This is a genomic window from Streptomyces sp. NPDC006140 (assembly GCF_040628815.1).
Classification (GTDB): Bacteria; Actinomycetota; Actinomycetes; order Streptomycetales; family Streptomycetaceae; genus Streptomyces.
On sequence record NZ_JBEXTS010000001.1, the window covers coordinates 37,836 to 59,865 of the forward strand.

The following is a 22,030-nucleotide window of genomic DNA, read 5'->3' on the forward strand; positions in this document are numbered from 1 at the left end:
CCGCCCCGCTGCCGGGCCGACTAGATTCGGGTCATGGCGGACACGAAGCGTGAGATCGAGCGGAAGTACGAGTCGAAGGACAGCGGGCTTCCGGACCTGACCGGTGTCGCCGGGGTGGCGGACATCGTCGACAAGGGCGTCGCCCACCTCGACGCCACCTACTACGACACCGCCGACGAACGCCTCGCCGCGTCGTCCGTCACCCTGCGCCGCCGCACCGGCGGCTCCGACGCGGGCTGGCACCTGAAGTTCCCGGTCGCCCCCGGCGTCCGCGACGAGATCCACGCCCCGCTGTCCGACACCCTGCCCGACGACCTCGCCGGGCTGGTCCGTTCCCGGGTCCGCGACAGCGAGCTGCTCCCCCTGGTCCGGCTCCGCTCCGACCGGGACGTACGGCACCTCGTGGACGCCGGCGGCCGGCTGCTCGCCGAGGTCAGCGTCGACGCCGTGCACGCCGCGCGGCTCACGGCCGACGGCGGCGAGGCGCAGTGGACCGAGATCGAGGTGGAACTGGCCGACGGGGGTGACCCGGCCTTCCTCGACCAGGTGGAGAAGCGGCTGCGCAAGGGGGGCGTACGGCCGTCGAAGTCGCCGTCGAAGCTGGCCCGCGCCCTCGCGGAGACCGCGCCCGGGAAGCGGCGCGCGTCCGCCTCCGCGGGGGACCCGGTGACCGCCGGCGACCATGTGCTCGCCTACGTGCGCGCACAGCGGGACGCGATCGTCGAACTCGACCCGGCTGTCCGCCGCGACGTCGAGGACTCCGTGCACCGCATGCGCGTGGCCACCCGCAGGCTGCGCAGCACCTTCAAGTCGTTCGGCGAGGTTCTCGACCGGACCGTCACCGACCCGGTCGGCGACGAGCTGAAATGGCTGGCCGGCGAGCTGGGCCTGGACCGCGACCGCGAGGTGCTGACCGGGCGGCTGACGGCGGCCCTCGGCGAGGTGCCCGCGGCGCTGGTCCGAGGCCCGGTCGAGCAGCGGCTGAGCACCTGGTCGAGCGCCGAGCACGGTGGGGCGCGCGGCCGGCTCATCGGCGTCCTCGACTCCCGCCGCTACCTCGCCCTGCTCGACACCCTGGACGCCCTGATCGCCCACCCGCCGCTGCGCAAGGCGGCCGGCAAGAAGCCCGGCAAGACGGTCGCCAAGGCCGTGCGGAAGGACTTCCGCAAGGTCACCGGGCTGGTCGAGCGGGCCCTGGAGCTGGAACCCGGCACCGACCGGGACGTCGCGCTGCACGAGGCCCGCAAGAAGGCCAAGCGCACCCGCTACGCCGCCGAGGCCGCCCGACCCGCCCTCGGCAAGCCGGCCAAGACCATGGTCAAGTCCATGAAGTCGCTGCAGAACCTCCTCGGCGAGCACCAGGACAGCGTGATGGCCCGCCAGACCCTGCGCGAGCTGTCCGCCGTCGCCCACGCGGCGGGGGAGAGCGCCTTCACCTACGGCCTGCTCCATGAGCGCGAGGAGCAGCGGGCCGTGCGCGTGGAGGCCGAGCTGCCCGGGTTCTGGGACGGGATCAACAGCAGGGCGAAGGCCCTGTGATCCCCGGGGCGTACGGAGGGGTGCCGCGGGCGCGTTAGTCTGGATGGTCACCCCTGCCAGCACACGAAGGTTCCGTGAGATGCCTGCCGAAGCCGCCGAGTCTGTGTTCCCGCAGCTCGAAGCTCTGCTCCCGCATGTGCAGAAGCCGATCCAGTACGTCGGCGGAGAGCTCAACTCCACGGTCAAGGACTGGGAGTCCTGCGATGTCCGCTGGGCGCTCATGTACCCGGACGCCTACGAGGTCGGCCTGCCCAACCAGGGCGTCCAGATCCTCTACGAGGTCCTGAACGAACAGCAGGGCGTCCTCGCCGAGCGCACCTACAGCGTGTGGCCGGACCTGGAGGAGCTGATGCGCGAGCACGGCGTCCCCCAGTTCACGGTCGACAGCCACCGCCCGGTGAAGGCGTTCGACGTGCTCGGCCTGTCCTTCTCCACGGAGCTGGGCTACACGAACATGCTGGCCGCCCTGGACCTGTCCGGCATCCCGCTGGAGGCCAAGGACCGCGGCCCGGACGACCCGATCGTCCTGGCCGGCGGCCACGCCGCGTTCAACCCCGAGCCCATCGCGGACTTCATCGACTGCGCCGTGATCGGCGACGGCGAGCAGGCCGTCCTGGAGATCACCGCGATCGTCCGCGCCTGGAAGGCCGAGGGCCGCCCCGGCGGCCGCGAGGAGCTGCTGTTCCGCCTGGCGAAGACGGGCGGGGTGTACGTCCCCGGCTTCTACGACGTCGAGTACCTGCCGGACGGCCGTATCGCCCGAGTCGTACCGAACCGCAGCGGTGTGCCGTGGCGCGTGTCCAAGCACACGGTGATGGACCTGGACGAGTGGCCGTACCCCAAGCAGCCGCTGGTCCCGCTGGCCGAGACGGTCCACGAGCGCATGTCGGTGGAGATCTTCCGCGGCTGCACGCGCGGCTGCCGCTTCTGCCAGGCCGGCATGATCACCCGCCCGGTCCGCGAGCGCTCCATCACGGGCATCGGCGACATGGTCGAGCAGGGCCTGAAGGCGACCGGCTTCGAGGAGGTCGGCCTGCTGTCGCTGTCCTCCGCGGACCACAGCGAGATCGGCGACATCGCCAAGGGCCTCGCGGACCGCTACGAGGACGACAAGATCGGCCTGTCGCTGCCGTCGACCCGCGTGGACGCCTTCAACATCGACCTGGCCAACGAGCTGACCCGCAACGGCCGCCGCTCCGGCCTCACCTTCGCCCCTGAGGGCGGCTCGGAGCGCATCCGCAAGGTCATCAACAAGATGGTCTCGGAAGAGGACCTGATCCGCACGGTCGCGACGGCGTACGGCAACGGCTGGCGCCAGGTGAAGCTGTACTTCATGTGCGGCCTGCCCACCGAGACCGACGACGACGTCCTGCAGATCGCCGACATGGCGACGAAGGTCATCGCCAAGGGCCGCGAGGTGTCGAAGTCCAACGACATCCGCTGCACGGTCTCGATCGGCGGCTTCGTCCCCAAGCCGCACACGCCCTTCCAGTGGGCACCGCAGCTCTCCGCCGAGGAGACCGACGCCCGCCTGGCCAAGCTCCGCGACAAGATCCGCGGCGACAAGAAGTACGGCCGCTCCATCGGCTTCCGCTACCACGACGGCAAGCCCGGCATCGTCGAGGGCCTGCTCTCCCGGGGCGACCGCCGCATCGGCGCGGTCATCCGCGCGGTCTACGACGACGGCGGCCGCTTCGACGGCTGGCGCGAGCACTTCTCGTACGACCGCTGGATGGCCTGCGCGGACAAGGCGCTGGAGCCGTTCGGCGTGGACGTCGACTGGTACACCACCCGCGAGCGCACCTACGAGGAGGTCCTCCCCTGGGACCACCTCGACTCGGGCCTGGACAAGGACTGGCTCTGGGAGGACTGGCAGGACGCCCTCGACGAGACCGAGGTCGAGGACTGCCGGTGGACGCCGTGCTTCGACTGCGGGGTGTGCCCGCAGATGGACACGCACATCCAGATCGGCCCGACGGGCAAGAAACTCCTGCCCCTGACCGTCAAGAACGCGGCGCCCGCGCCGAGCGGGCACGCGCACTGAGGTGACGTCGGCTGAGCCCCCCTCCGCTGCGGAGGGGGGCTCAGTGCTGTCCCCGGCTCGGCCGTGGCCCGTCGGCAGCGCGCCGAACCTGCGGCGGACCGAGAGGTGAGAGGCGGGTCCCCCGGGGGACCCGCTGTAGAGGCCGGTTCGGTGACGCTCCCCCGGGGGGCCGGCCCGGCCAGGTTCCCCCAGTTCGGAATATGTGCTGGGGGAGCCGCTGTGGAGGGGGCGGGGATTCTGCGGTGGCTGGATCCGGACGGGCCGCTGAGGCGTCTACCACGGTATGGATCTGGAGAAACCGTCGCGCGAGGGTGCCGAGCCGCGGGTCGACCTGCGCAAGCCGCCGGCCGGACCGCCGGTCCGGCGGGAGCCGGAGGTGCCCGGGGGGTGCCTCGCCGTCGCGATCCGGATCCCGGTGCGGATCGTCGTGCTCGTGCTGGTCGTCCCCGTGCGGATGGCGTGGGACGCGCTCGTCGTCGCCGGGCGGTTCCTGAACGACGTGCTGTTCCGGCCGCTCGGGCGGGCGCTGCTGTGGCTCGGTCGGGCCGTGTTCGTCTGGCCGTTCGTGGGATTGTGGCGGTACGTCGTCGTCCCGGTGGGCAAGGCCCTGGGGTGGCTCGGGAACGTCCTCGTCGTCGTGCCGCTGGTCTGGCTGTACCGGTACGTGCTGACACCGGTGGGGCACGCGATCGCCTGGGTCGCGCGGGGTGTGGGGGCCGCCTTCGGCTGGGTGTACGCGCATCTGCTCACGCCCGTCGGGCACGCTGTGATGTGGGGCCTGAAGGGGCTCGGCGCCGTACTCGCCGCGATCGGCGTCGGCGTGTACACGGTCGTGGCGTGGCTCGTGCGGTACCTCGTCGTCGTCCCCGCCGTGTGGCTGTACACGTGGGTGCTCGCGCCCGTCGGACGCGCGATCCTCTGGTGCGGCGAGGGGCTTGTGTGGCTGGTGCGCATGATCGTCACCGGTGTCGGCATCGCCCTGTACTGGATCGCCCGGATCCTGCTCGTCCTGCCCGCCCTCGCCCTCTGGCGCTGGGTCCTCACACCGGTCGGACGCGTCCTGGCCGTCGTCGGACGGGAGATCCTGGACGCCCTCGGCCACGCCTGGCGGATCGCCGGGCACATCTCGCTCGCCGTCGGGCGGTTCCTCGGCACCCTCTTCCGGTGGATCTTCGTCGAACCGGTGCGGTGGGTGTACCGCAGCGTGCTCACGCCTGTCGGACACGTCGTGCGGGACACCGTCCTGCGGCCCGCTGCCGAGGCCGCCCGCAGTGTGGGACGGGCCAACCGGCAGGCCCTGGCCGCCGCCCGGGAGACCGTACGGCAGGCTCGTGCCGACGTCCGGCGGATGCTCTTCGGAGAGCCCCGGCGACCCCAGCCGCTCGACCGGAGGGAACCTTCGGGCCGCGAGGCACGTACTCTTGGTAGCAGTACGACCGCTCTCACGAAGGACTGAACGACACTGGGCAAGCGACAGCCCGAAGGCCCGCCGCCCGCACCCGCGGTGCAGCGCATCCGACTGCGCTACACCAAGCGCGGCCGCCTCCGGTTCACCAGCCACCGTGACTTCCAGCGCGCCTTCGAGCGTGCGTTGCGCCGTGCCGAGGTGCCGATGGCCTACTCGGCGGGCTTCACACCGCACCCGAAGGTGTCGTACGCCAATGCCGCACCCACCGGCACGGGCAGTGAGGCGGAGTACCTCGAGATCGCGCTCACCGCGCCGCGCGACCCGGAGCAGCTCAGGACCCTTCTCGACGAGTCGCTGCCCGCCGGGCTCGACATCGTCGAGGCGGTCGAGGCCCGCACCTCGGGCCTCGCCGACCGGCTGACCGCTTCCGTCTGGGAGCTGCGGCTGGACGGCGTGTCGCAGGAGGAGGCCCGCCGAGCGGTGGACGCCTTCAACGCGGCCGAGACGGTCGAGGTCCAGCGCCTCGCCAAGAACGGCGTCCGCACGTTCGACGCCCGCTCCGCCGTCGTGAGCCTGGAGAGCCGCGACCTCGCAGAAACGCAGAGTTCGCAGGCTGATAGGCCGACCGACCACCCCTGTGCGATACTGCGGCTGGTTGTTCGGCACGTGACGCCTGCCGTACGACCCGACGACGTCCTGTCCGGTCTCCGCGCCGTGGCCGACCTGGCGCCGCCGGTCCCCGCAGCGGTGACCAGGCTGGCGCAGGGGCTGTTCGATGAAGAGACCGGCACGGTGACCGACCCGCTCGCGCCCGACCGCGAGGCAGCTCCGGCCCACTCAACGGCCGAATCGACTGCCGCCGCGACGGCGCCGGCGTAAGGAAGGTCCCGCGTAGGGACGGACGTCGTAGCGCCGCCCTCGGACTCGGGAGCCACCTGGGTCGGGCAGCGCACCGACCAGAAGACTTTCGCCAGGCCGTACGCATTCGGCGTACGGAACCGGCGAGACAGGACACAGAGAGCTCCCGTGCGGCGCCCGCGCCCCGGACGGCGGCGAACGCGCACAGCGCGAGCCGCGGACGTCACCGGCATCGCCGGACCAGGCGCGGCGCCCGGGAGCCTGACGGGAGAAAAGCCCGCATGCTCGAACCGACCGAACCCACAGGGTCCTCACAGGGCTCCGAACAGAACACCCCCAGCGACACCCTGCCGCCCCGCCGGCGGCGCCGTGCCGCGTCCCGCCCGGCCGGTCCGCCCGCCGGTGCCTCGTCCGACGCGCCGGTGGAGACCGTCGCGCCGGCCATACCGGCCGCCGAGCCCGATGAGCTCGCGACCGGCCTCGTCGAGACCGACGAGGCCGAGGAAGCCGCCGCGGAGGAGACCACCGCAGAGGTGACCGCCGAGGCCGCCGCGAGCGCCGGGGACGAGAAGCCGGCCGAGGCCGTGGCCGAGCAGGCCGAGCCCGCCGGCCGCAAGCGGCGCCGTGTGGTGCGCCGGGCCTCCGCGCCCGCCGGTGCCCCGGCCGCCGCGGAAGCCGCCGAGACCGTGGTGCCCACCGCCGCTCCGGCCGCCCCCGAGGCAGCGGAACAGGCCGAGGCCCCCGCCGCGGTGTCCGAGGATGCCGCTCCACGGCGTACCCGGCGTCGTGCGACGCGTACGGTGACCTCGCCCGCCGCGGCTCCGGCCGAGGCGGAGACGGGACAGACCGCGCCGAGCGGCGCCGAGCCTGCCGCCGCCGAAAGCACCGAAGCCGCCGCCTCCGAGGACGCGGCTCCCCGCCGGACCCGCCGCCGTGCCTCGCGCCGGGTGTCCGCGCCCGCCGGGACGCCTGTGGACGCGCCCGAAGGGACCGCCGAGGAGGCGAAGGCCCCTGTGACCGAGACCCCGGCCGAGGCCGGCGCCACCGAGGCCGCGCCCGCGTCTCCGGCTCCCGCCGAGGCCGCTCCCGCCGAGGCCGCTGCCGCCGAGGCCCCCGCCGAAGCCGCCCCCGCCGCTCAGGCCGCCGAGAAGGCCGGTGCCGCCGAGCCCACCGAGGCCGCCGAGGAAGCCGCACCGCGTCGGCGTCGGCGGGTCGCCCGCAGGGCCGCCGGTGGTTTCGCCGAGCCCGCGCAGCCCGCTCAGTCCGCGCAGCGCCCCCAGCGCGGCGCCGGTGCGGCTGCCGGTGAGAGTGAGCCGTCGGCGCGTCCGGCGCGGCCCGCCGTCGCGCTGTTCCAGGCGCCCGTGTTCACCGAACCCCAGTTCCAGACGCCGGAGCGGGCCGCCGCCGCTGCCGCCGCCGAGGCGGCCGGTGCCGAGGAGCCCGAGGAGTTCGCCCCGGCCGAGGACGTCCGCGAGGAGCAGCCGTCCGGGGCGCGCCGCAGGCGCCGGCGCCGGGGTGCCGGCGAGGAGCCCGAGGCCCAGGCCGCCGAGGCCCCCGCCGCCGTGACCGCCGTCGACGACACGGACGAGGAGGCCGAGGACTCCGCCGAGGACCAGGCCGACTTCGACGACCAGGACGAGTCCGAGGGGACCGGCTCGCGCCGCCGCCGTCGCCGGGGTGGCCGCCGCCGTCGGCGTGGCGAGTCCGCCGACTCCGACGCCGAGGCCGGCGAGTCCGCGGACGCCGAGTCCGAGCAGGTCTCCGCCGCGCAGGACGCCGAGGACACCGCCGAGCAGACCGAGGAGGACCGGGAGGAGGCCGACGAGGCCGACGACCGTGACGAGTCGGCAGGCGGAGGTGGCTCCAGCAGCAGCCGCCGTCGCCGCCGCCGCCGTCGCCGCGCCGGTGACACCGCCGCCGACGCCGAGCCCTCCGACGACGACCCGGAGCGCACGGTCGTCAAGGTCCGCGAGCCCCGCCCGAAGGCCGAGCCCTCCGACGAGGTGCAGTCCATCAAGGGCTCGACCCGGCTGGAGGCCAAGAAGCAGCGCCGCCGCGAGGGCCGCGAGCAGGGCCGCCGCCGTGTGCCGATCATCACCGAGGCCGAGTTCCTCGCCCGGCGCGAGGCCGTCGAGCGCGTGATGGTCGTCCGGCAGAACGGCGACCGTACGCAGATCGGCGTCCTCGAGGACAACGTGCTCGTCGAGCACTACGTCAACAAGGAGCAGGCGGTCTCGTACGTCGGCAACGTCTACCTCGGCAAGGTGCAGAACGTGCTGCCGTCGATGGAGGCCGCCTTCATCGACATCGGCAAGGGCCGCAACGCGGTGCTGTACGCCGGTGAGGTCAACTTCGAGGCGCTCGGCATGGCCAACGGGCCGCGGCGCATCGAGTCCGCCCTGAAGTCCGGGCAGTCCGTGCTCGTCCAGGTGACGAAGGACCCCATCGGGCACAAGGGCGCCCGTCTGACCAGCCAGGTCTCCCTGCCGGGCCGCTACCTCGTGTACGTGCCCGAGGGCTCCATGACCGGCATCAGCCGCAAGCTGCCCGACACCGAGCGGGCCCGGCTGAAGACGATCCTCAAGAAGATCGTCCCCGAGGACGCGGGCGTCATCGTGCGCACCGCCGCCGAGGGCGCGAGCGAGGACGAGCTGCGCCGGGACGTCGAGCGGCTGCAGCAGCAGTGGGAGGACATCCAGAAGAAGGCCAAGAACGGCAACGCGCCGACGCTGCTGTACGGCGAGCCGGACATGACCGTCCGGGTCGTGCGCGACATCTTCAACGAGGACTTCTCCAAGGTCGTCGTCAGCGGCGACGAGGCGTGGTCGACGATCCACGGGTACGTTTCCCACGTGGCGCCGGACCTCGCCGAGCGGCTGCAGAGGTGGACCTCCGAGGTCGACGTCTTCGCCACGTACCGGATCGACGAGCAGCTCGCCAAGGCGCTGGACCGCAAGGTCTGGCTGCCCAGCGGTGGTTCGCTGGTGATCGACCGGACCGAGGCGATGGTCGTCGTCGACGTCAACACCGGCAAGTTCACCGGCCAGGGCGGCAACCTGGAGGAGACCGTCACCAGGAACAACCTGGAGGCGGCCGAGGAGATCGTGCGCCAGCTGCGGCTGCGCGACCTCGGCGGCATCATCGTCATCGACTTCATCGACATGGTGCTGGAGTCCAACCGGGACCTGGTGCTGCGGCGCCTGCTCGAATGCCTGGGCCGGGACCGTACGAAGCACCAGGTGGCCGAGGTGACCTCGCTGGGGCTCGTGCAGATGACCCGCAAGCGGGTGGGCCAGGGGCTGCTGGAGTCCTTCTCCGAGACCTGCGTCCACTGCAACGGCCGCGGTGTCATCGTGCACATGGAGCAGCCGACCTCCACCGGGGGCGGCGGCAAGCGCAAGAAGCGCGCGCGTGCCGGTGCCGCCGATCAGCCGCACGTCCACGAGGCCGCCGTCGAGACCGCCGAGCAGGAGGCCGAGACCGAGGCCGAGGTCGGTGCCGAGGTCGCCGAGCCGATCGCGCTGCCCGAGCCGGCCTTCGAGCCGGACGAGGAGCTGTACAGCAGCGCCGCCGAGGCGGAGGCCGCGGCCACCCGTGGGCGGACGCGGCGCCGGGCGAGCCGGCGGGCGTCGGCTCCCGCGGGTTCGCCGCGCGGTGAGGCTGCCGAGCAGCGCAAGGACAGGTCCGAGCAGGCCAAGGGCAAGGCTGGGCAGGTCGAGGACAAGACCGGGCAGTCCGAGGACAAGGCCGGGCAGGTCGAGGCCGAGGTTCCCACGGCTCAGGACGTCACGGCCGCGCAGGAGGCCGCCCGCCCGGTGCAGCCGGAGACGGCCGCTGAGGCGCAGGCCGAGCCCGCGGCCGTCGAGGACCCGGTCGTCGAGGCCTCGGCCCGGACCGCCGCCGACGACGCGGCCCCGGCCGCCGAGGAGGCGGCGCCCAAGGGTCGCGGCCGTCGCCGGGTGACGCGCAAGGTCACCGCGCCGGCCGGTTCGCCGACGGGCGCGGAAGCGGCCGTGGTGACGGTGCCCGAGACCGCGCCCGCGGCGCCCGAGCCGCAGGCCGCGGTGTCCGAGGCGAAGCCCGAGGAGGCGCCGGCCGAGCAGGCCGAGGCCGCCGAGGCGCCCGCCGAGCAGGCCGAGGCCGCCGAGGCGCCCGCCGAGCCCGCCGCCCCGGCCCGTCCGCGGCGTCGGGCCGTGCGCAAGTCCACCGCGCCCACCGCGTCCGAGGAGGCGGCCGTCGTGGTCGTCCCGTCGGCCCCGGCGGAGGAAGCGGCGCAGACCGCCGCCCCGGCCGCCGAGGCGGGCGAGACCGGCGAGACGGCCGAGGAACCCGCCCCGGCCAAGAAGACGGCCCGCAAGACGGCCAAGAAGGCCACGGCGAAGAAGGCCGCCACCAAGAAGACGGCGGCGAAGAAGACCGCGGCCAAGAAGACGACGGCCAAGAAGGCGGCGAAGACCACCAAGACCGCCGCCAAGAAGACCACGTCGAAGAAGACCGTCGCGGCGGAGCAGTCCTCCGGGTCCTCCGTCACGGCCTCCACCGACGAGGCCTGACCGGCCCGACGTCCCCCGGGGCGTGCGTGATCCACGCGCACGCCCCGGGGGACGCGACCGGCGTGACCGGTCGCACAGGGGGCGGGCCCGGCTCGGTTTGACCCCTTCGGCCGCGGCCCCGTAACCTTGACCGTCGGCGTGTCGACTGACGCGTCACATCCCCGTAAACCTCATCCTCCGGGCGCCGGGCGCCCAGGAGAGGCCGCCCGCTCTGCCGGGCGGCTGGCCTGCGGGGGTGCCGTTTCCCGAGCGAGAGAGTGAGTTCCGCGTGTACGCCATCGTGCGCAGCGGTGGTCGCCAGCACAAGGTTGCTGTCGGCGACATCGTTGAGGTTGACAAGATTTCCACTGCCAAGGTTGGCGACACGGTCGAGCTCTCGACCCTGCTCGTTGTCGACGGCGACGCCGTGACCAGCGACCCGTGGGTGCTGGCCGGCATCAAGGTCCAGGCCGAGGTCGTGGACCACCACAAGGGGCAGAAGATCGACATTCTGCGCTACAAGAACAAGACCGGTTACCGCCGTCGCCAGGGCCACCGCCAGCAGTACACGGCGATCAAGGTCACCGAGATCCCCACGGCTGCGAAGTAAGGGACTGAGGAGAAATGGCACACAAGAAGGGCGCATCGTCCACTCGGAACGGTCGCGACTCCAATGCCCAGCGGCTCGGCGTGAAGCGCTTCGGCGGTCAGGTCGTCAACGCTGGTGAGATCCTGGTCCGTCAGCGCGGCACCCACTTCCACCCGGGTGCGGGCGTCGGCCGTGGCGGCGACGACACGCTGTTCGCGCTGCAGGCCGGTTCGGTGCAGTTCGGCACCCACCGTGGCCGCAAGGTTGTGAACATCGTTCCGGTCGCCTGATCGGACACTCTCGCGAGGCGGACCTCACTTCCCGTTGCGGGAAGGCGGGTCCGCCTTTCGCTTGTTGAACAAGTACATCTCGTTGAACAAGCACGTTTCGTTGAACAAGTACATCGCGTACGTACTTCTGGAGGCACCTACCATGACCACCTTCGTGGACCGCGTCGAGCTGCATGTCGCCGCGGGTAACGGAGGCCACGGCTGTGCCTCCGTCCACCGTGAGAAGTTCAAGCCGCTGGGCGGCCCGGACGGCGGCAACGGCGGCCGCGGCGGGGACGTGATCCTCACCGTCGACCAGTCCGTCACCACGCTGCTCGACTACCACCACTCCCCGCACCGCAAGGCCACCAACGGCAAGCCCGGCGAGGGCGGCAACCGCTTCGGCAAGGACGGGCAGGACCTGGTCCTGCCGGTGCCGGACGGCACGGTCGTGCTGGACAAGGCGGGCAACGTCCTCGCGGACCTGGTCGGGCACGGCACGTCCTTCGTGGCCGCGCAGGGCGGCCGGGGCGGGCTCGGCAACGCGGCGCTGGCCTCCGCGCGGCGCAAGGCGCCCGGCTTCGCGCTGCTCGGCGAGCCGGGAGACGTCCGGGACGTCGTCCTGGAGCTGAAGACGGTCGCCGACGTGGCGCTCGTCGGCTACCCGAGCGCGGGCAAGTCGTCCCTGATCTCGGTGCTGAGCGCCGCCAAGCCGAAGATCGCCGACTACCCCTTCACCACGCTGGTGCCGAACCTCGGTGTCGTCACGGCCGGTTCGACGGTCTACACGATCGCCGACGTGCCCGGGCTGATCCCCGGCGCCAGCCAGGGCAAGGGCCTGGGACTGGAGTTCCTGCGCCACGTGGAGCGGTGCAGCGTGCTCGTGCACGTCCTGGACACCGCCACGCTGGAGTCGGACCGCGACCCGGTCTCCGACCTCGACGTCATCGAGGAGGAGCTGCGGCAGTACGGCGGTCTGGACAAGCGTCCGCGGATCGTCGTCCTGAACAAGATCGACGTACCGGACGGCAAGGACCTGGCCGACATGGTGCGACCCGACCTGGAGGCCCGCGGGTACCGCGTCTTCGAGGTGTCGGCCGTGGCGCACACGGGTCTGAAGGAGCTGTCGTACGCGCTCGCGGACCTCGTCGCGAAGGCGCGGGCCGCGAAGCCGAAGGAAGAGGCCACGCGGATCGTCATCCGGCCCAAGGCCGTGGACGACACCGGCTTCACGGTGACGCGCGAGGCCGACGGGCTGTTCCGGGTGCGCGGCGAGAAGCCCGAGCGGTGGGTGCGGCAGACCGACTTCAACAACGACGAGGCGGTCGGCTACCTCGCGGACCGGCTCAACCGGCTCGGGGTCGAGGAAGAGCTGATGAAGGCGGGGGCCCGCAGCGGTGACGGCGTCGCCATCGGCCCGGAGGAGAACGCCGTGGTCTTCGACTGGGAGCCGTCCGTGATGGCCGGAGCCGAGATGCTCGGCCGGCGCGGTGAGGACCACCGGCTGGACGAGGCGCGGCCGGCCGCGCAGCGCCGCAGGGACCGGCAGGCCGAGCGGGACGAGGCGCAGCGGGAGTTCGACGACTTCGAGCCGTTCTGAGCGTCCTGAGCCTTCTGGGCGTCCCGGGTTAACGGAAAGCAAACGCGCAACGGACTTCGGGGCAACCAAGTCACCGTGCGGTGAGTCGTACTGGGCGGCGCGGAGCGGATCTTGTTCCGCTCCGCGTGGCAACTGCCCAGCGGATCACCGGAGTTCACGTGCCCCAGTCCATGAGCAAGCGCAGGCTCGGCCGAACGGTCGCGGCGGCCGTCGCCGTCGTCGCGGCCGTCACCACCCCGGCGATCGCGCACGCCGAGCCCGCCGCCCGGTCCGCCGCCGAGTCCCCCGCGGCGAAGCTCCACGACGACTTCAACGGCGACGGCTATCCCGACCTCGCGGTGGCCGCCCCGAGCGCGACCGTCGGCGGCAAGAAGGGCGCCGGCTACGTCGCCGTCGTCTACGGCTCCGCGAACGGGCTGAACGTCACGACGCGGCAGGTCCTCAGCCAGAGCACGGCCGGTGTGCCCGGCAGCCCCGAGACGGACGACGCCTTCGGCAGCGCGCTCACCACCGCCGACCTCGACCGCGACGGGTACGCGGACCTGGTGATCGGCGTGGGCCGCGAGGACACCGCCGACGGCGGCGCCGAGTCCGGGCTCGTCGAGGTCCTGTGGGGCGGCCCGAAGGGCCTGTCCGGCAGTGCCGTCCTGGCCACCGGGAAGGCGTACGACGGGCTCGGCGGCCAGGGGCGCCTGACCGTCGGCGATGTGAACGGCGACGGTGCCGGGGACCTGGTGACCGTGGAGAACCAGTTCAACCTGCGTGTTCTGAACGGCCCGTTCTCCCGGGACGGCGCCACGGAGCGCGGCGGGCAGCTCGTGCGGGACGAGTTCGACAGCCGCGTCCTGGATCTGGCCACCGGTGACATCAACGGCGACGGCATCGCCGACGTCGCCGCCACCGAGAACGACGGCGACGAGTTCGACGCCCGCCGCGTCGTGTACTGGCCGGGCGGCGAGCAGGGGCTCTCCCCGTACACCACCGTGCTGGGCGGTGACGGCCACCGGCTCCAGGGCGGCGAGAACCTCGACGTCGGGGACATCGACCGGGACGGCTTCGACGACATCGTGGTCGGCCGGGCCGTCGACGGGTACGACAGCGACCTCGACAACCCCGCCGTCAGGGGCGGCCGGGTCACTTGGCTCCCGGGCGGCCCGGGCGGCGCCGACGGCACCACGGCCCGGCACCTCAACCAGGACAGCCCCGGCGTGCCCGGCTCCGCCGAGAAGGGCGACGGCTTCGGGACGGATGTCCAGATCGCCGACGTCACCGGCGACGGTCACCCGGACGTGGTGACCGGCCTGCCCGGCGAGGACCTGGGCGCGGTGTCCGACGCGGGCGCGGTCGTCGTCCTGCGCGGCACCGCGGACGGGCTCACCGGCAGCGGAGCCCAGGTGGTCACGCAGAACACGCCCGACGTGCCGGGCGCCGCCGAGACGGCCGACGCGTTCGGCAAGGCCGTGCACCTCGCGGACGCGAACGGCGACGGCCTGGCCGACCTGGCCGCCGGCGCGCCGGGGGAGAACGGCAACGCCGGGTCCGTGTGGTACTTCAGGTCCGGCCCCACGACCGTCGTGAGCCCCAACGGCACCACGGCCTTCGGCAACACGCTCCTCGGTACGACCGCCTCAGGCGCCCGGCTCGGCACCGGTTTCGCTTACTGATCACTCGTCAGACCCGCCCCGGTAAAGGCTTGTTCCAGCGCTGGCGGCGGGTCTCCCTTTGTCTGCTTAGTTGTCATGTACGTGAACCCCGGCGTTCAGCGGGCGGACCGCCCGCGAGCGTGAAGCTTCCCCGTGTCCATGTGGCCAGCGAGGTAAGGGAGTCAGCCGATGACCGGAGCAGTATCCCCCGACCGACGCCGCTTTCTGACCGCAGGTGCCGCGGCGCTCGGTGCCGCGGCCTCCGCCCAGCTGTGGGTCCCTGCCGCCGCCCGTGCGGCCGAGACGCCGCTGCCCGACGGGGTGTTCAGCCTCGGCGTCGCCTCCGGGGACCCGCTGCCGGACGGCGTCGTGCTGTGGACTCGGCTCGCCCCGGACCCGCTGAACGGCGGTGGGATGCCCGACCGCGTGGTGCCGGTGGAGTGGCAGGTCGCGGAGGACCACCGGTTCAGAAAGCTCGTCCGCCGGGGCACCGCCCAGGCCCGCCCCGAGTACGGGCACAGCGTTCACGTGGACGTACGCGGGCTGCGCGCGGACCGCACCTACTGGTACCGCTTTCGCACCAGCGGGCAGCTCTCGCCCGCCGGCCGCACCCGCACCGCCCCCCACCCCTACAGCGCCGGCGGCTCCCTGCGCATGGCGCTGGCCTCCTGCCAGAACTGGCAGCACGGCTACTTCACGCCGTACGCCGACATGCTCGACCAGGACCCGGACGTCGTGGTGTTCGTCGGCGACTACATCTACGAGTCCACGCCCTCGGCGACGGCCCTGCGGCGGCACGAGGGCACCGGCGAGCCGTTCAGCCTCGTCCAGTACCGCAACCGGTACGCCCAGTACCGCACCGACCCGGACCTCGCGGCGATGCACGCGAACGCGCCCTTCGTGGTGAGCTTCGACGACCACGAGGTGGACAACGACTTCGCCGGCGAGATCCCGCAGGACCCGGACAAGCAGCCGCACGACGCGTTCGTGGCCCGGCTGACCGCGGCCTACCAGGCGTTCTACGAGCACATGCCGGTCCGTGCCACCGCCGTGCCGAACGGGCCGCACATCCGGATGTACCGCCGCCTGGAGTTCGGCCGCCTGGCCCGCCTCAACGTCCTGGACACCCGGCAGTACCGCAGCGACCAGGCCACCAGCCAGGAAGGCGCCCAGGACCCGTCGCTGACCATGCTGGGCGCGCGGCAGAAGCAGTGGCTGCTGAACGGGCTCCAGGACTCGCCCGCCCGCTGGAACCTCATCGCCTCCCAGATCATGATGGCCGAGACGGACCTCAAGGTCGGCGAGGGCAAGCTCTGGTTCTACGACGCCTGGGACGGCTACCAGGCCGAACGCAACCGGTTCCTCAAGGAGTTCAAGCAGGTCCGCAACCCGGTCGTGCTCTCCGGCGACCGGCACCTGACGATGATCAGCGACCTCAAGGAGGACTACGCCGACCCGGACTCCGCGGTCGTCGGCGCCGAGTTCGTCGGCACCTCCATCTCCAGCAACGGCGACCAGGACCAGGCGGCCTTCCGCAAGGAGTGGGACCCGCGGCGGCCCGACAACCCGCACTGGAAGCTGCTCGACGCGCACCGCGGCTACCACCTCTTCGACATCCGCCGGGCCGGCATCGACGCGCAGGTGCGGGTGGTCGACACCGTGCGGCAGCCGACGGCGACGCCGAGCACACTGGCCCGCCTGCGGGTCGAAGCGGGCCGCCCGGGCGTCGAGGTCGTCTGACCCGGCCCACGACCCGTCCGTGAGCCCGGGACTCCTCGGAGTCCCGGGCTCTTCGCCGTACGCGACGGGCGAGCCGTGTGAGAAGCCCGACCCGGGCCTGACGCGTATTGTTCTCGCCGAGACCGAATTGCTGCGGAATCTTGACCGGGAATTCCCCGGCAATGAGCCGCGGGCGCGCCCTATTCGCGATCCGGTTCATGAAGAACGCGTGCAGCCCCGTGTCCCCGTACGTGAAGATCCGCACACGGCGGCCCTGGTCCGCGCCGCCTCCGGGGGCGGGTGTGGTGCGCGGGGGGCCGTCAAAGCGCGTACCGTGCACCGGACGTCGTCCCAGCACCTCGTGAAGGTCCCGGTCCACCGCCGCCCCCAGCGGCTCCGACGCCGCTGCGCTTCTGTGGAGTTACTCACAGCGCATTTCGCGCACGTCCACGGAACCGTCTCACCAATCACCAGGAGTGGGAGGTGAATGGCAGGTTGCGCGCACATATGCGGCGGAGGTCGCTCACCTTGCACTGCGGTAACCACAAGTGGGACCATTTCCAAGTTCCCTGTCGCCCCAAGGTAGGTCACCTGTGTCCCAGCACATAGCCAAGCCCCGTACCACCGCAGTGATCCTGGCCGGTGGCACCGGTCAGCGGGTGGGTCTGTCGATCCCCAAGCAGCTGCTGAAGATCGCCGGCAAGGCAGTCATCGAGCACACCCTGACCACCTTCGAGAACGCCGAGTCCATCGACGACATCATCGTGCTGATGGCGCCGGGCTATGTGCCCGATGTCGAGAAGATTGTCGCGAAGGCCGGATTCAAGAAGGTCTCGAAGATCATCGAGGGCGGCTCCACGCGGAACGAGACCACCGAGCGCGCCATCTCCGCCCTGGGCGAGGGCCTGGCCGAGGGCGAGGACGTCAACGTCCTCTTCCACGACGCCGTGCGCCCCCTGCTGTCGCAGCGCGTCATCGACGACTGCGTCACCGCGCTGGAGCGCTACCAGGCGGTCGACGTCGCCATCCCGTCCGCGGACACCATCATCGTCACGCGCACGCACGGCGAGGACGGCGAGTTCATCACCGAGATCCCGGACCGCTCCCGGCTGCGCCGCGGCCAGACCCCGCAGGCCTTCAAGCTGTCCACGATCAAGCGGGCCTACGAGGTCGCCGCCGGCGACCCCAACTTCCAGGCCACCGACGACTGCTCCGTGGTGCTCAAGTACCTGCCCGACGTGCCGATCCACGTCGTCGCGGGTGACGAGTACAACATGAAGGTCACGCAGCCCGTCGACGTCTTCATCGCCGACAAGCTCTTCCAGCTCGCCTCCACGGCCGCGCCCGAGCAGGTCTCCGAGGAGGCCTACCGCGAGCTGCTGACCGGCAAGACGGTCGTCGTCTTCGGCGGCTCCTACGGCATCGGCAAGGACATCGCCGAACTCGCCGAGTCCTACGGCGCCACGGTCTACGCGCTCGGCCGCTCCACCACCGGCACCCACGTGGAGAACCCGGAGGAGGTCGACGACGCGCTGTCCAAGGCGTACGCCGAGACCGGCCGCATCGACTACGTGGTGAACACCGCCGGAGTGCTGCGCATCGGCAAGCTCGCCGAGACCGACAACGCCACCATCGAGGAGGCGCTGAAGGTCAACTACCTGGCCCCGGTGCAGATCGCCCGTTCGTCGTACAAGTACCTGTCCGAGACCAAGGGCCAGCTGCTGCTCTACACCTCCAGCAGCTACACCCGCGGCCGCGCCGAGTACAGCCTGTACTCCTCGACCAAGGCCGCGATGGTGAACCTCACCCAGGCCCTGTCCGACGAGTGGGCCGGCGACGGCGTCCGCGTCAACTGCATCAACCCCGAGCGCACCGCCACCCCGATGCGCACCAAGGCCTTCGGTCAGGAGCCGGCGGGTTCCCTGCTGTCCTCCGAGGCGGTGGCTCGCACCTCGCTCGACGTGCTGCTGTCCGAGCTGACCGGCCACGTCATCGACGTCCGCCAGCAGGACCCGACGGCCGGCGCCGCCCGGGCGTCCGGCTTCGAGCAGGCGCTGGCCTCGGTGCTGGACCGGCAGGACGGCGTGTAATAATTGGCGCCAAATAGACTCCAGTAATTCAGGCCTCTGCGCCCTTCTGTTCACGGTTTCGTCGACAGGGGTGTTCGCAGGGGCCTGAATCCATACAGTCTCGCGAATATTCACAGACCAGCCGCATTTCAGAACAAGACCGGCACACCCCTCCCAAGAGCAGGTTTCTCCGTGATATCCACCGCTATTCGCGTCGCCCGGGTGGGCAGCGCGGCCGAGCTGGCCGCGGCGGTCCTCATGGTGGCGGGCTTCCCCGCTCTCATGCTGGCCGCGCTCGTCCCGAGCGTCCCCGCCTTCGCGGCAGCGGCCGCCGTGACGTACCTGGCGGACCACTATCTGCACCGCAAGGGCAGCTACCTGATCAACCGCCTCGGCAAGGTCCGGGCGGGCCTGTCGATCCGCTTCCTGATCCGGCAGCTGCTGCTCGTCCTGCTGCTGGCCCGGCTGTCCCTCGCGGACAACCTGATCTACTACGGGGCGATCGCCTGCTTCATCGCCTTCTACGGTCTGCAGGCCCCGCACGGCGCGCTGGTCCAGCTGATCCGCAACCGCCGCCGCATGCCGGTCGCCACGCGCAACATCGACCTGAAGTCCCGGATCCGCATCCCGGACGCCCCGCCGCGCGGCCTGCTGCACCGCTCCGCCGAGAAGATGCTGCACCTCGACCTCGCGGCGGTCGTCGGCATCCTGGTCGCCGCACAGGTCAAGTCGGCCCTGATCGGCTTCGTCGGCATCGGCATCACGGTCGTCCTCGGCTCCCTGTACGTCCTGGCGCTCGTGCCGTACGTGCGCGGCCGGAAGATCCCGCCGAAGGCCGAGCGGGTGCTGGCCGCCGTCGACGACTGGCTGGGCGAGTACCAGCCGGAGACCGTCCTGTACTTCTCCGGGTCCAAGGACTCCGCCTACCAGGTCAACATGTGGCTGGACACCATGGAGAACCTGGACTCCAAGCCGCTGATCATCCTGCGTGAGCGGGTCATCCTGAACAACCTGGCGCCCACCACGGTCCCCGTCATCTGCGTGCCCGGAGGGGTGCACCTGATGAACCTGGACCTGTCCACGGTGCGGGTCGCGCTCTACGCCGCCAACGTCGGCAAGAACATCCACCTGCTGCGCGTGCCCACCATGAAGCACGTCTTCATCGGCCACGGCGACAGCGACAAGCTCGCCAGCGTCAACCCGTTCAGCAAGGTCTACGACGAGGTGTGGACCGCCGGCCGCGCCGGCCGCGACCGCTACGCCATCGCCGACGTCGGTGTCCGCGACGAGGACATCGTCGAGGTCGGCCGCCCGCAGCTCGCCCCCATCCAGACCTGGCAGGGCGTCCCGGACGGCCGTATCCCCACGGTCCTGTACGCGCCCACCTGGGAGGGCTGGGACGGCAACCCCGGCAACACCTCGATCGTGCTCGCCGGCGAGAACATCGTGAACCGGCTGGTCACGGCCGACCCGCCGGTCCGCGTGCTGTACAAGCCGCACCCGTTCACCGGCACGGTCAGCAAGGACGCCAAGGCCGCCCACCAGCGCATCACCGCGCTGGTCCGCAAGGCCGCCGCCGACCGCGCCGCCGACTCGCGCTTCGCCGCCGACAGCGCCGCCCAGGCGAAGGCCAAGTCCGAGCTGACCCGGATCGAGGCCCGCATCGCCGAGCTGGTCGGCACCGGCGGCGACAAGGGCCGCGACGAGGCCGAGGCCACCCGTGACGGGCTGGTCGACGTCGCCCGGCACGAGGAGGTCGCCCGGCTGCGCGCCGAGTGGAACGACGCCTACTGGCGTTCCTTCCCCACCTGGGAGCACCGCGTCATCACCGGCGCCGAGCCGCGGCTGTACGACTGCTTCAACGTCTCCGACGCGATGGTCTCGGACATCTCCAGCGTGGTCTCCGACTTCATCGCGAGCGGCAAGCCGTACGCGGTCACGGACTCCGCGGAGGTGGGCGCCGAGGAGTTCAAGCGGAACAACACGGCGGTGCGCGCCGCGGTGATCCTCACCAACAGCGCGAACGAGCTGGGCGAGCTGCTGAGCGCCGTGCGCGACCCGGCCGCCGACCCGCTGGCCGAGGACCGCAAGGAGCTCAAGCAGTACCTGCTGGGGCCGGACGAGCCGACCTCCATCGACCAGTTCAACACCGCGGTCGCGAACCTCGCCATCAAGGCCGAGACGCGCAACGTCGGCCAGGAGTCAAGGGTCTCGGCCGCCGCCGAGAGCTCGCTGGCGAACGCCGTACCCGGACAGCGGGTCTCCGCGGCCGGTGAGACGGACGGTGTCGGCACAGCCTGAACTGCCGCCGCCGGCTGAAGGGTTCGGCCCCCGAGGAGTCTTCCTCGGGGGCCGAACCTTTTCGTTTTCCCGCATCCTGTCGGTTCACCGTGTGAGGTGTCTCACTAAAACATGCGATCGAGGCAACCGCTTGCCCCGATCACCCGTCTACCAAGTAGCGAATGAGGCGATACGGGGGGAATATCCCATTGACTAGGGGGAAACGTGACCGTTGCGCAGCCTGATGTGAGCGTGATCATCGGGGCGTACGAAGCGATGCCGTACCTGATCGAGTGCCTCGCGTCCGTAGAGGCGCAGACCCTCGATCCGGAGCGCATCGAGGTCATCGCGGTGGACGACGGATCGACGGACGGCACAGGGGAGTACCTGGAGGAGTTCGCCCAGCGGGCTCCCATGCACGTCCTGGTGGTCCGTCAGGAGAACTCCGGCGGCCCCAGCGGCCCGCGCAACGTCGGCCTGGCCAAGGCCAGCGGGCGTTACGTCTTCTTCCTCGACGCCGACGACCGGCTGGGCCCCGAGGCCCTGGAGCGGATGGTCGCCATGGCCGACCGCGCCGGCACGGACGTCGTCCTCGGCAAGGTCGAGGGCGTCAACCGCTCCGCGCCGAAGTCCATGTGGGGCAAGACGGTGGAGCGGACGGACGTCTTCTCCTCCAACATCAAGTTCACGCTCAGCGCGCAGAAGCTGTTCCGCCGCGCGTTGCTCGAGCGGCACGGCATGCGGTTCGACGAGTCGCTGTTCACCGGCGAGGACGCGCTGTTCACCATGGAGGCGTACCTGCGGGCGGACGGCGTCTCCGTCGTCGCCGACCACACCTGCTACTACCTGGTGGGCCGTGACGACGGCAAGCACGTGACCAAGAGCGGCAGTTACACGCTGCGCTTCGACTCCGCGCGCGCCCTGATGAAGCTCATCGCCGAGCACCTCCCGGCGGGCGGCCGGCGCGACCAGCTGATGGTCCGGCCCTTCCTCGTGACCCTGCTGCCGCAGTTCGGGCCCAAGTTCCTGACGGACAGCGAGGAGATCCGCCGGCACAAGTTCGAGCTGGCCAAGCCGCTGATGGACGCGTACTGGACGGAGGGCGTCGCCCAGCGCCTCAAGGTCCACGAGCGGCTGCGTCTGCACCTGGTCGCCGAGCAGCGCCCCGAACTGCTGCTGGACGTCGTGAAGTTCGTCAAGGCGAAGAAGCAGGCGGCGGCCCTCCTGGAGAAGAAGGGCCGCCGGGTCTACCTCGTCTACCCGCACTTCCGCGACAAGGCCGCGGGCATCCCCGACTCGGTCTACCTGGCCGAGCCCCGCGAGGCCCGCGCCTTCCCGGGCTACCGCGAGGGCGGCGTGGACACGTTCATGCGACGGGCTGTGCGCAAAGCGCGGCGCGTGCTGACCTCCCGCGAGGTACGACCGGCGGCTTGACGGCGGGCGACGCGGTGGGGGGACGCCGCGTGCGGGCGGGCGCCGA

13 protein-coding genes are annotated in these 22,030 nt (G+C 71.7%); all 13 read left to right on the forward strand.

Annotated features, from left to right (window positions below):
- Positions 1-33: 33 nt before the first annotated feature.
- Positions 34-1,539: a CYTH and CHAD domain-containing protein gene (locus ABZ386_RS00160; protein ID WP_358962679.1), complete on the forward strand. Its 1,506-nt coding sequence runs from the start codon at positions 34-36 to the stop codon at positions 1,537-1,539.
- A 79-nt stretch (positions 1,540-1,618) separates the two neighbouring features.
- Positions 1,619-3,583 (forward strand): TIGR03960 family B12-binding radical SAM protein, encoded by a 1,965-nt coding sequence (locus ABZ386_RS00165; protein WP_351346126.1) that lies wholly within the window; start codon positions 1,619-1,621, stop codon positions 3,581-3,583.
- A gap of 283 nt (positions 3,584-3,866) precedes the next feature.
- Positions 3,867-5,039 carry a hypothetical protein gene (locus tag ABZ386_RS00170; protein ID WP_358962682.1) on the forward strand — a complete coding sequence of 391 codons (1,173 nt, stop codon included), beginning with the start codon at positions 3,867-3,869 and terminating at the stop codon, positions 5,037-5,039.
- Positions 5,040-5,087: 48 nt separating this feature from the next.
- Positions 5,088-5,870 carry a TIGR03936 family radical SAM-associated protein gene (locus ABZ386_RS00175; protein WP_351346132.1) on the forward strand — a complete coding sequence of 261 codons (783 nt, stop codon included), beginning with the start codon at positions 5,088-5,090 and terminating at the stop codon, positions 5,868-5,870.
- Between the two features lie 260 nt (positions 5,871-6,130).
- A complete protein-coding gene (locus ABZ386_RS00180) occupies positions 6,131-10,402 on the forward strand; it encodes an Rne/Rng family ribonuclease (protein WP_358962685.1) in 4,272 nt (1,423 codons plus the stop codon).
- A 268-nt stretch (positions 10,403-10,670) separates the two neighbouring features.
- Complete coding sequence (gene rplU, locus ABZ386_RS00185) at positions 10,671-10,991, forward strand: 50S ribosomal protein L21 (RefSeq protein ID WP_003990208.1); 321 nt, start codon at positions 10,671-10,673, stop codon at positions 10,989-10,991.
- A 14-nt stretch (positions 10,992-11,005) separates the two neighbouring features.
- Positions 11,006-11,260, forward strand: coding sequence for a 50S ribosomal protein L27 (gene rpmA, locus ABZ386_RS00190; RefSeq protein ID WP_010041940.1), 255 nt, complete (start codon positions 11,006-11,008; stop codon positions 11,258-11,260).
- A 142-nt stretch (positions 11,261-11,402) separates the two neighbouring features.
- Positions 11,403-12,839, forward strand: coding sequence for a GTPase ObgE (gene obgE, locus ABZ386_RS00195; protein WP_114252450.1), 1,437 nt, complete (start codon positions 11,403-11,405; stop codon positions 12,837-12,839).
- 158 nt (positions 12,840-12,997) lie between these two features.
- Positions 12,998-14,503 (forward strand): FG-GAP-like repeat-containing protein, encoded by a 1,506-nt coding sequence (locus ABZ386_RS00200; protein WP_358962688.1) that lies wholly within the window; start codon positions 12,998-13,000, stop codon positions 14,501-14,503.
- A 168-nt stretch (positions 14,504-14,671) separates the two neighbouring features.
- Entirely contained in the window at positions 14,672-16,222 is a 1,551-nt protein-coding gene (locus ABZ386_RS00205; RefSeq protein ID WP_358840337.1) for an alkaline phosphatase D family protein, read from the forward strand.
- Positions 16,223-16,794: 572 nt separating this feature from the next.
- Positions 16,795-18,291, forward strand: a complete 1,497-nt coding sequence (locus ABZ386_RS00210; RefSeq protein ID WP_351346145.1) for a bifunctional cytidylyltransferase/SDR family oxidoreductase — start codon at positions 16,795-16,797, stop codon at positions 18,289-18,291.
- A gap of 201 nt (positions 18,292-18,492) precedes the next feature.
- Positions 18,493-20,571, forward strand: a complete 2,079-nt coding sequence (locus tag ABZ386_RS00215; RefSeq protein WP_358963652.1) for a hypothetical protein — start codon at positions 18,493-18,495, stop codon at positions 20,569-20,571.
- A 204-nt stretch (positions 20,572-20,775) separates the two neighbouring features.
- Positions 20,776-21,984, forward strand: coding sequence for a glycosyltransferase (locus tag ABZ386_RS00220; protein ID WP_114252440.1), 1,209 nt, complete (start codon positions 20,776-20,778; stop codon positions 21,982-21,984).
- Positions 21,985-22,030 lie beyond the last annotated feature (46 nt).

What these genes read in the sequence shown, in the direction of transcription:
- ABZ386_RS00160 (WP_358962679.1), top strand. Translation starts at nt 34, where the DNA reads ATGGCGGACACGAAGCGTGAGATCGAGCGGAAGTACGAGTCGAAGGAC.
- ABZ386_RS00165 (WP_351346126.1), top strand. Translation starts at nt 1,619, where the DNA reads ATGCCTGCCGAAGCCGCCGAGTCTGTGTTCCCGCAGCTCGAAGCTCTG.
- ABZ386_RS00170 (WP_358962682.1), top strand. Translation starts at nt 3,867, where the DNA reads ATGGATCTGGAGAAACCGTCGCGCGAGGGTGCCGAGCCGCGGGTCGAC.
- ABZ386_RS00180 (WP_358962685.1), top strand. Translation starts at nt 6,131, where the DNA reads ATGCTCGAACCGACCGAACCCACAGGGTCCTCACAGGGCTCCGAACAG.
- rpmA (WP_010041940.1), top strand. Translation starts at nt 11,006, where the DNA reads ATGGCACACAAGAAGGGCGCATCGTCCACTCGGAACGGTCGCGACTCC.
- obgE (WP_114252450.1), top strand. Translation starts at nt 11,403, where the DNA reads ATGACCACCTTCGTGGACCGCGTCGAGCTGCATGTCGCCGCGGGTAAC.
- ABZ386_RS00205 (WP_358840337.1), top strand. Translation starts at nt 14,672, where the DNA reads ATGACCGGAGCAGTATCCCCCGACCGACGCCGCTTTCTGACCGCAGGT.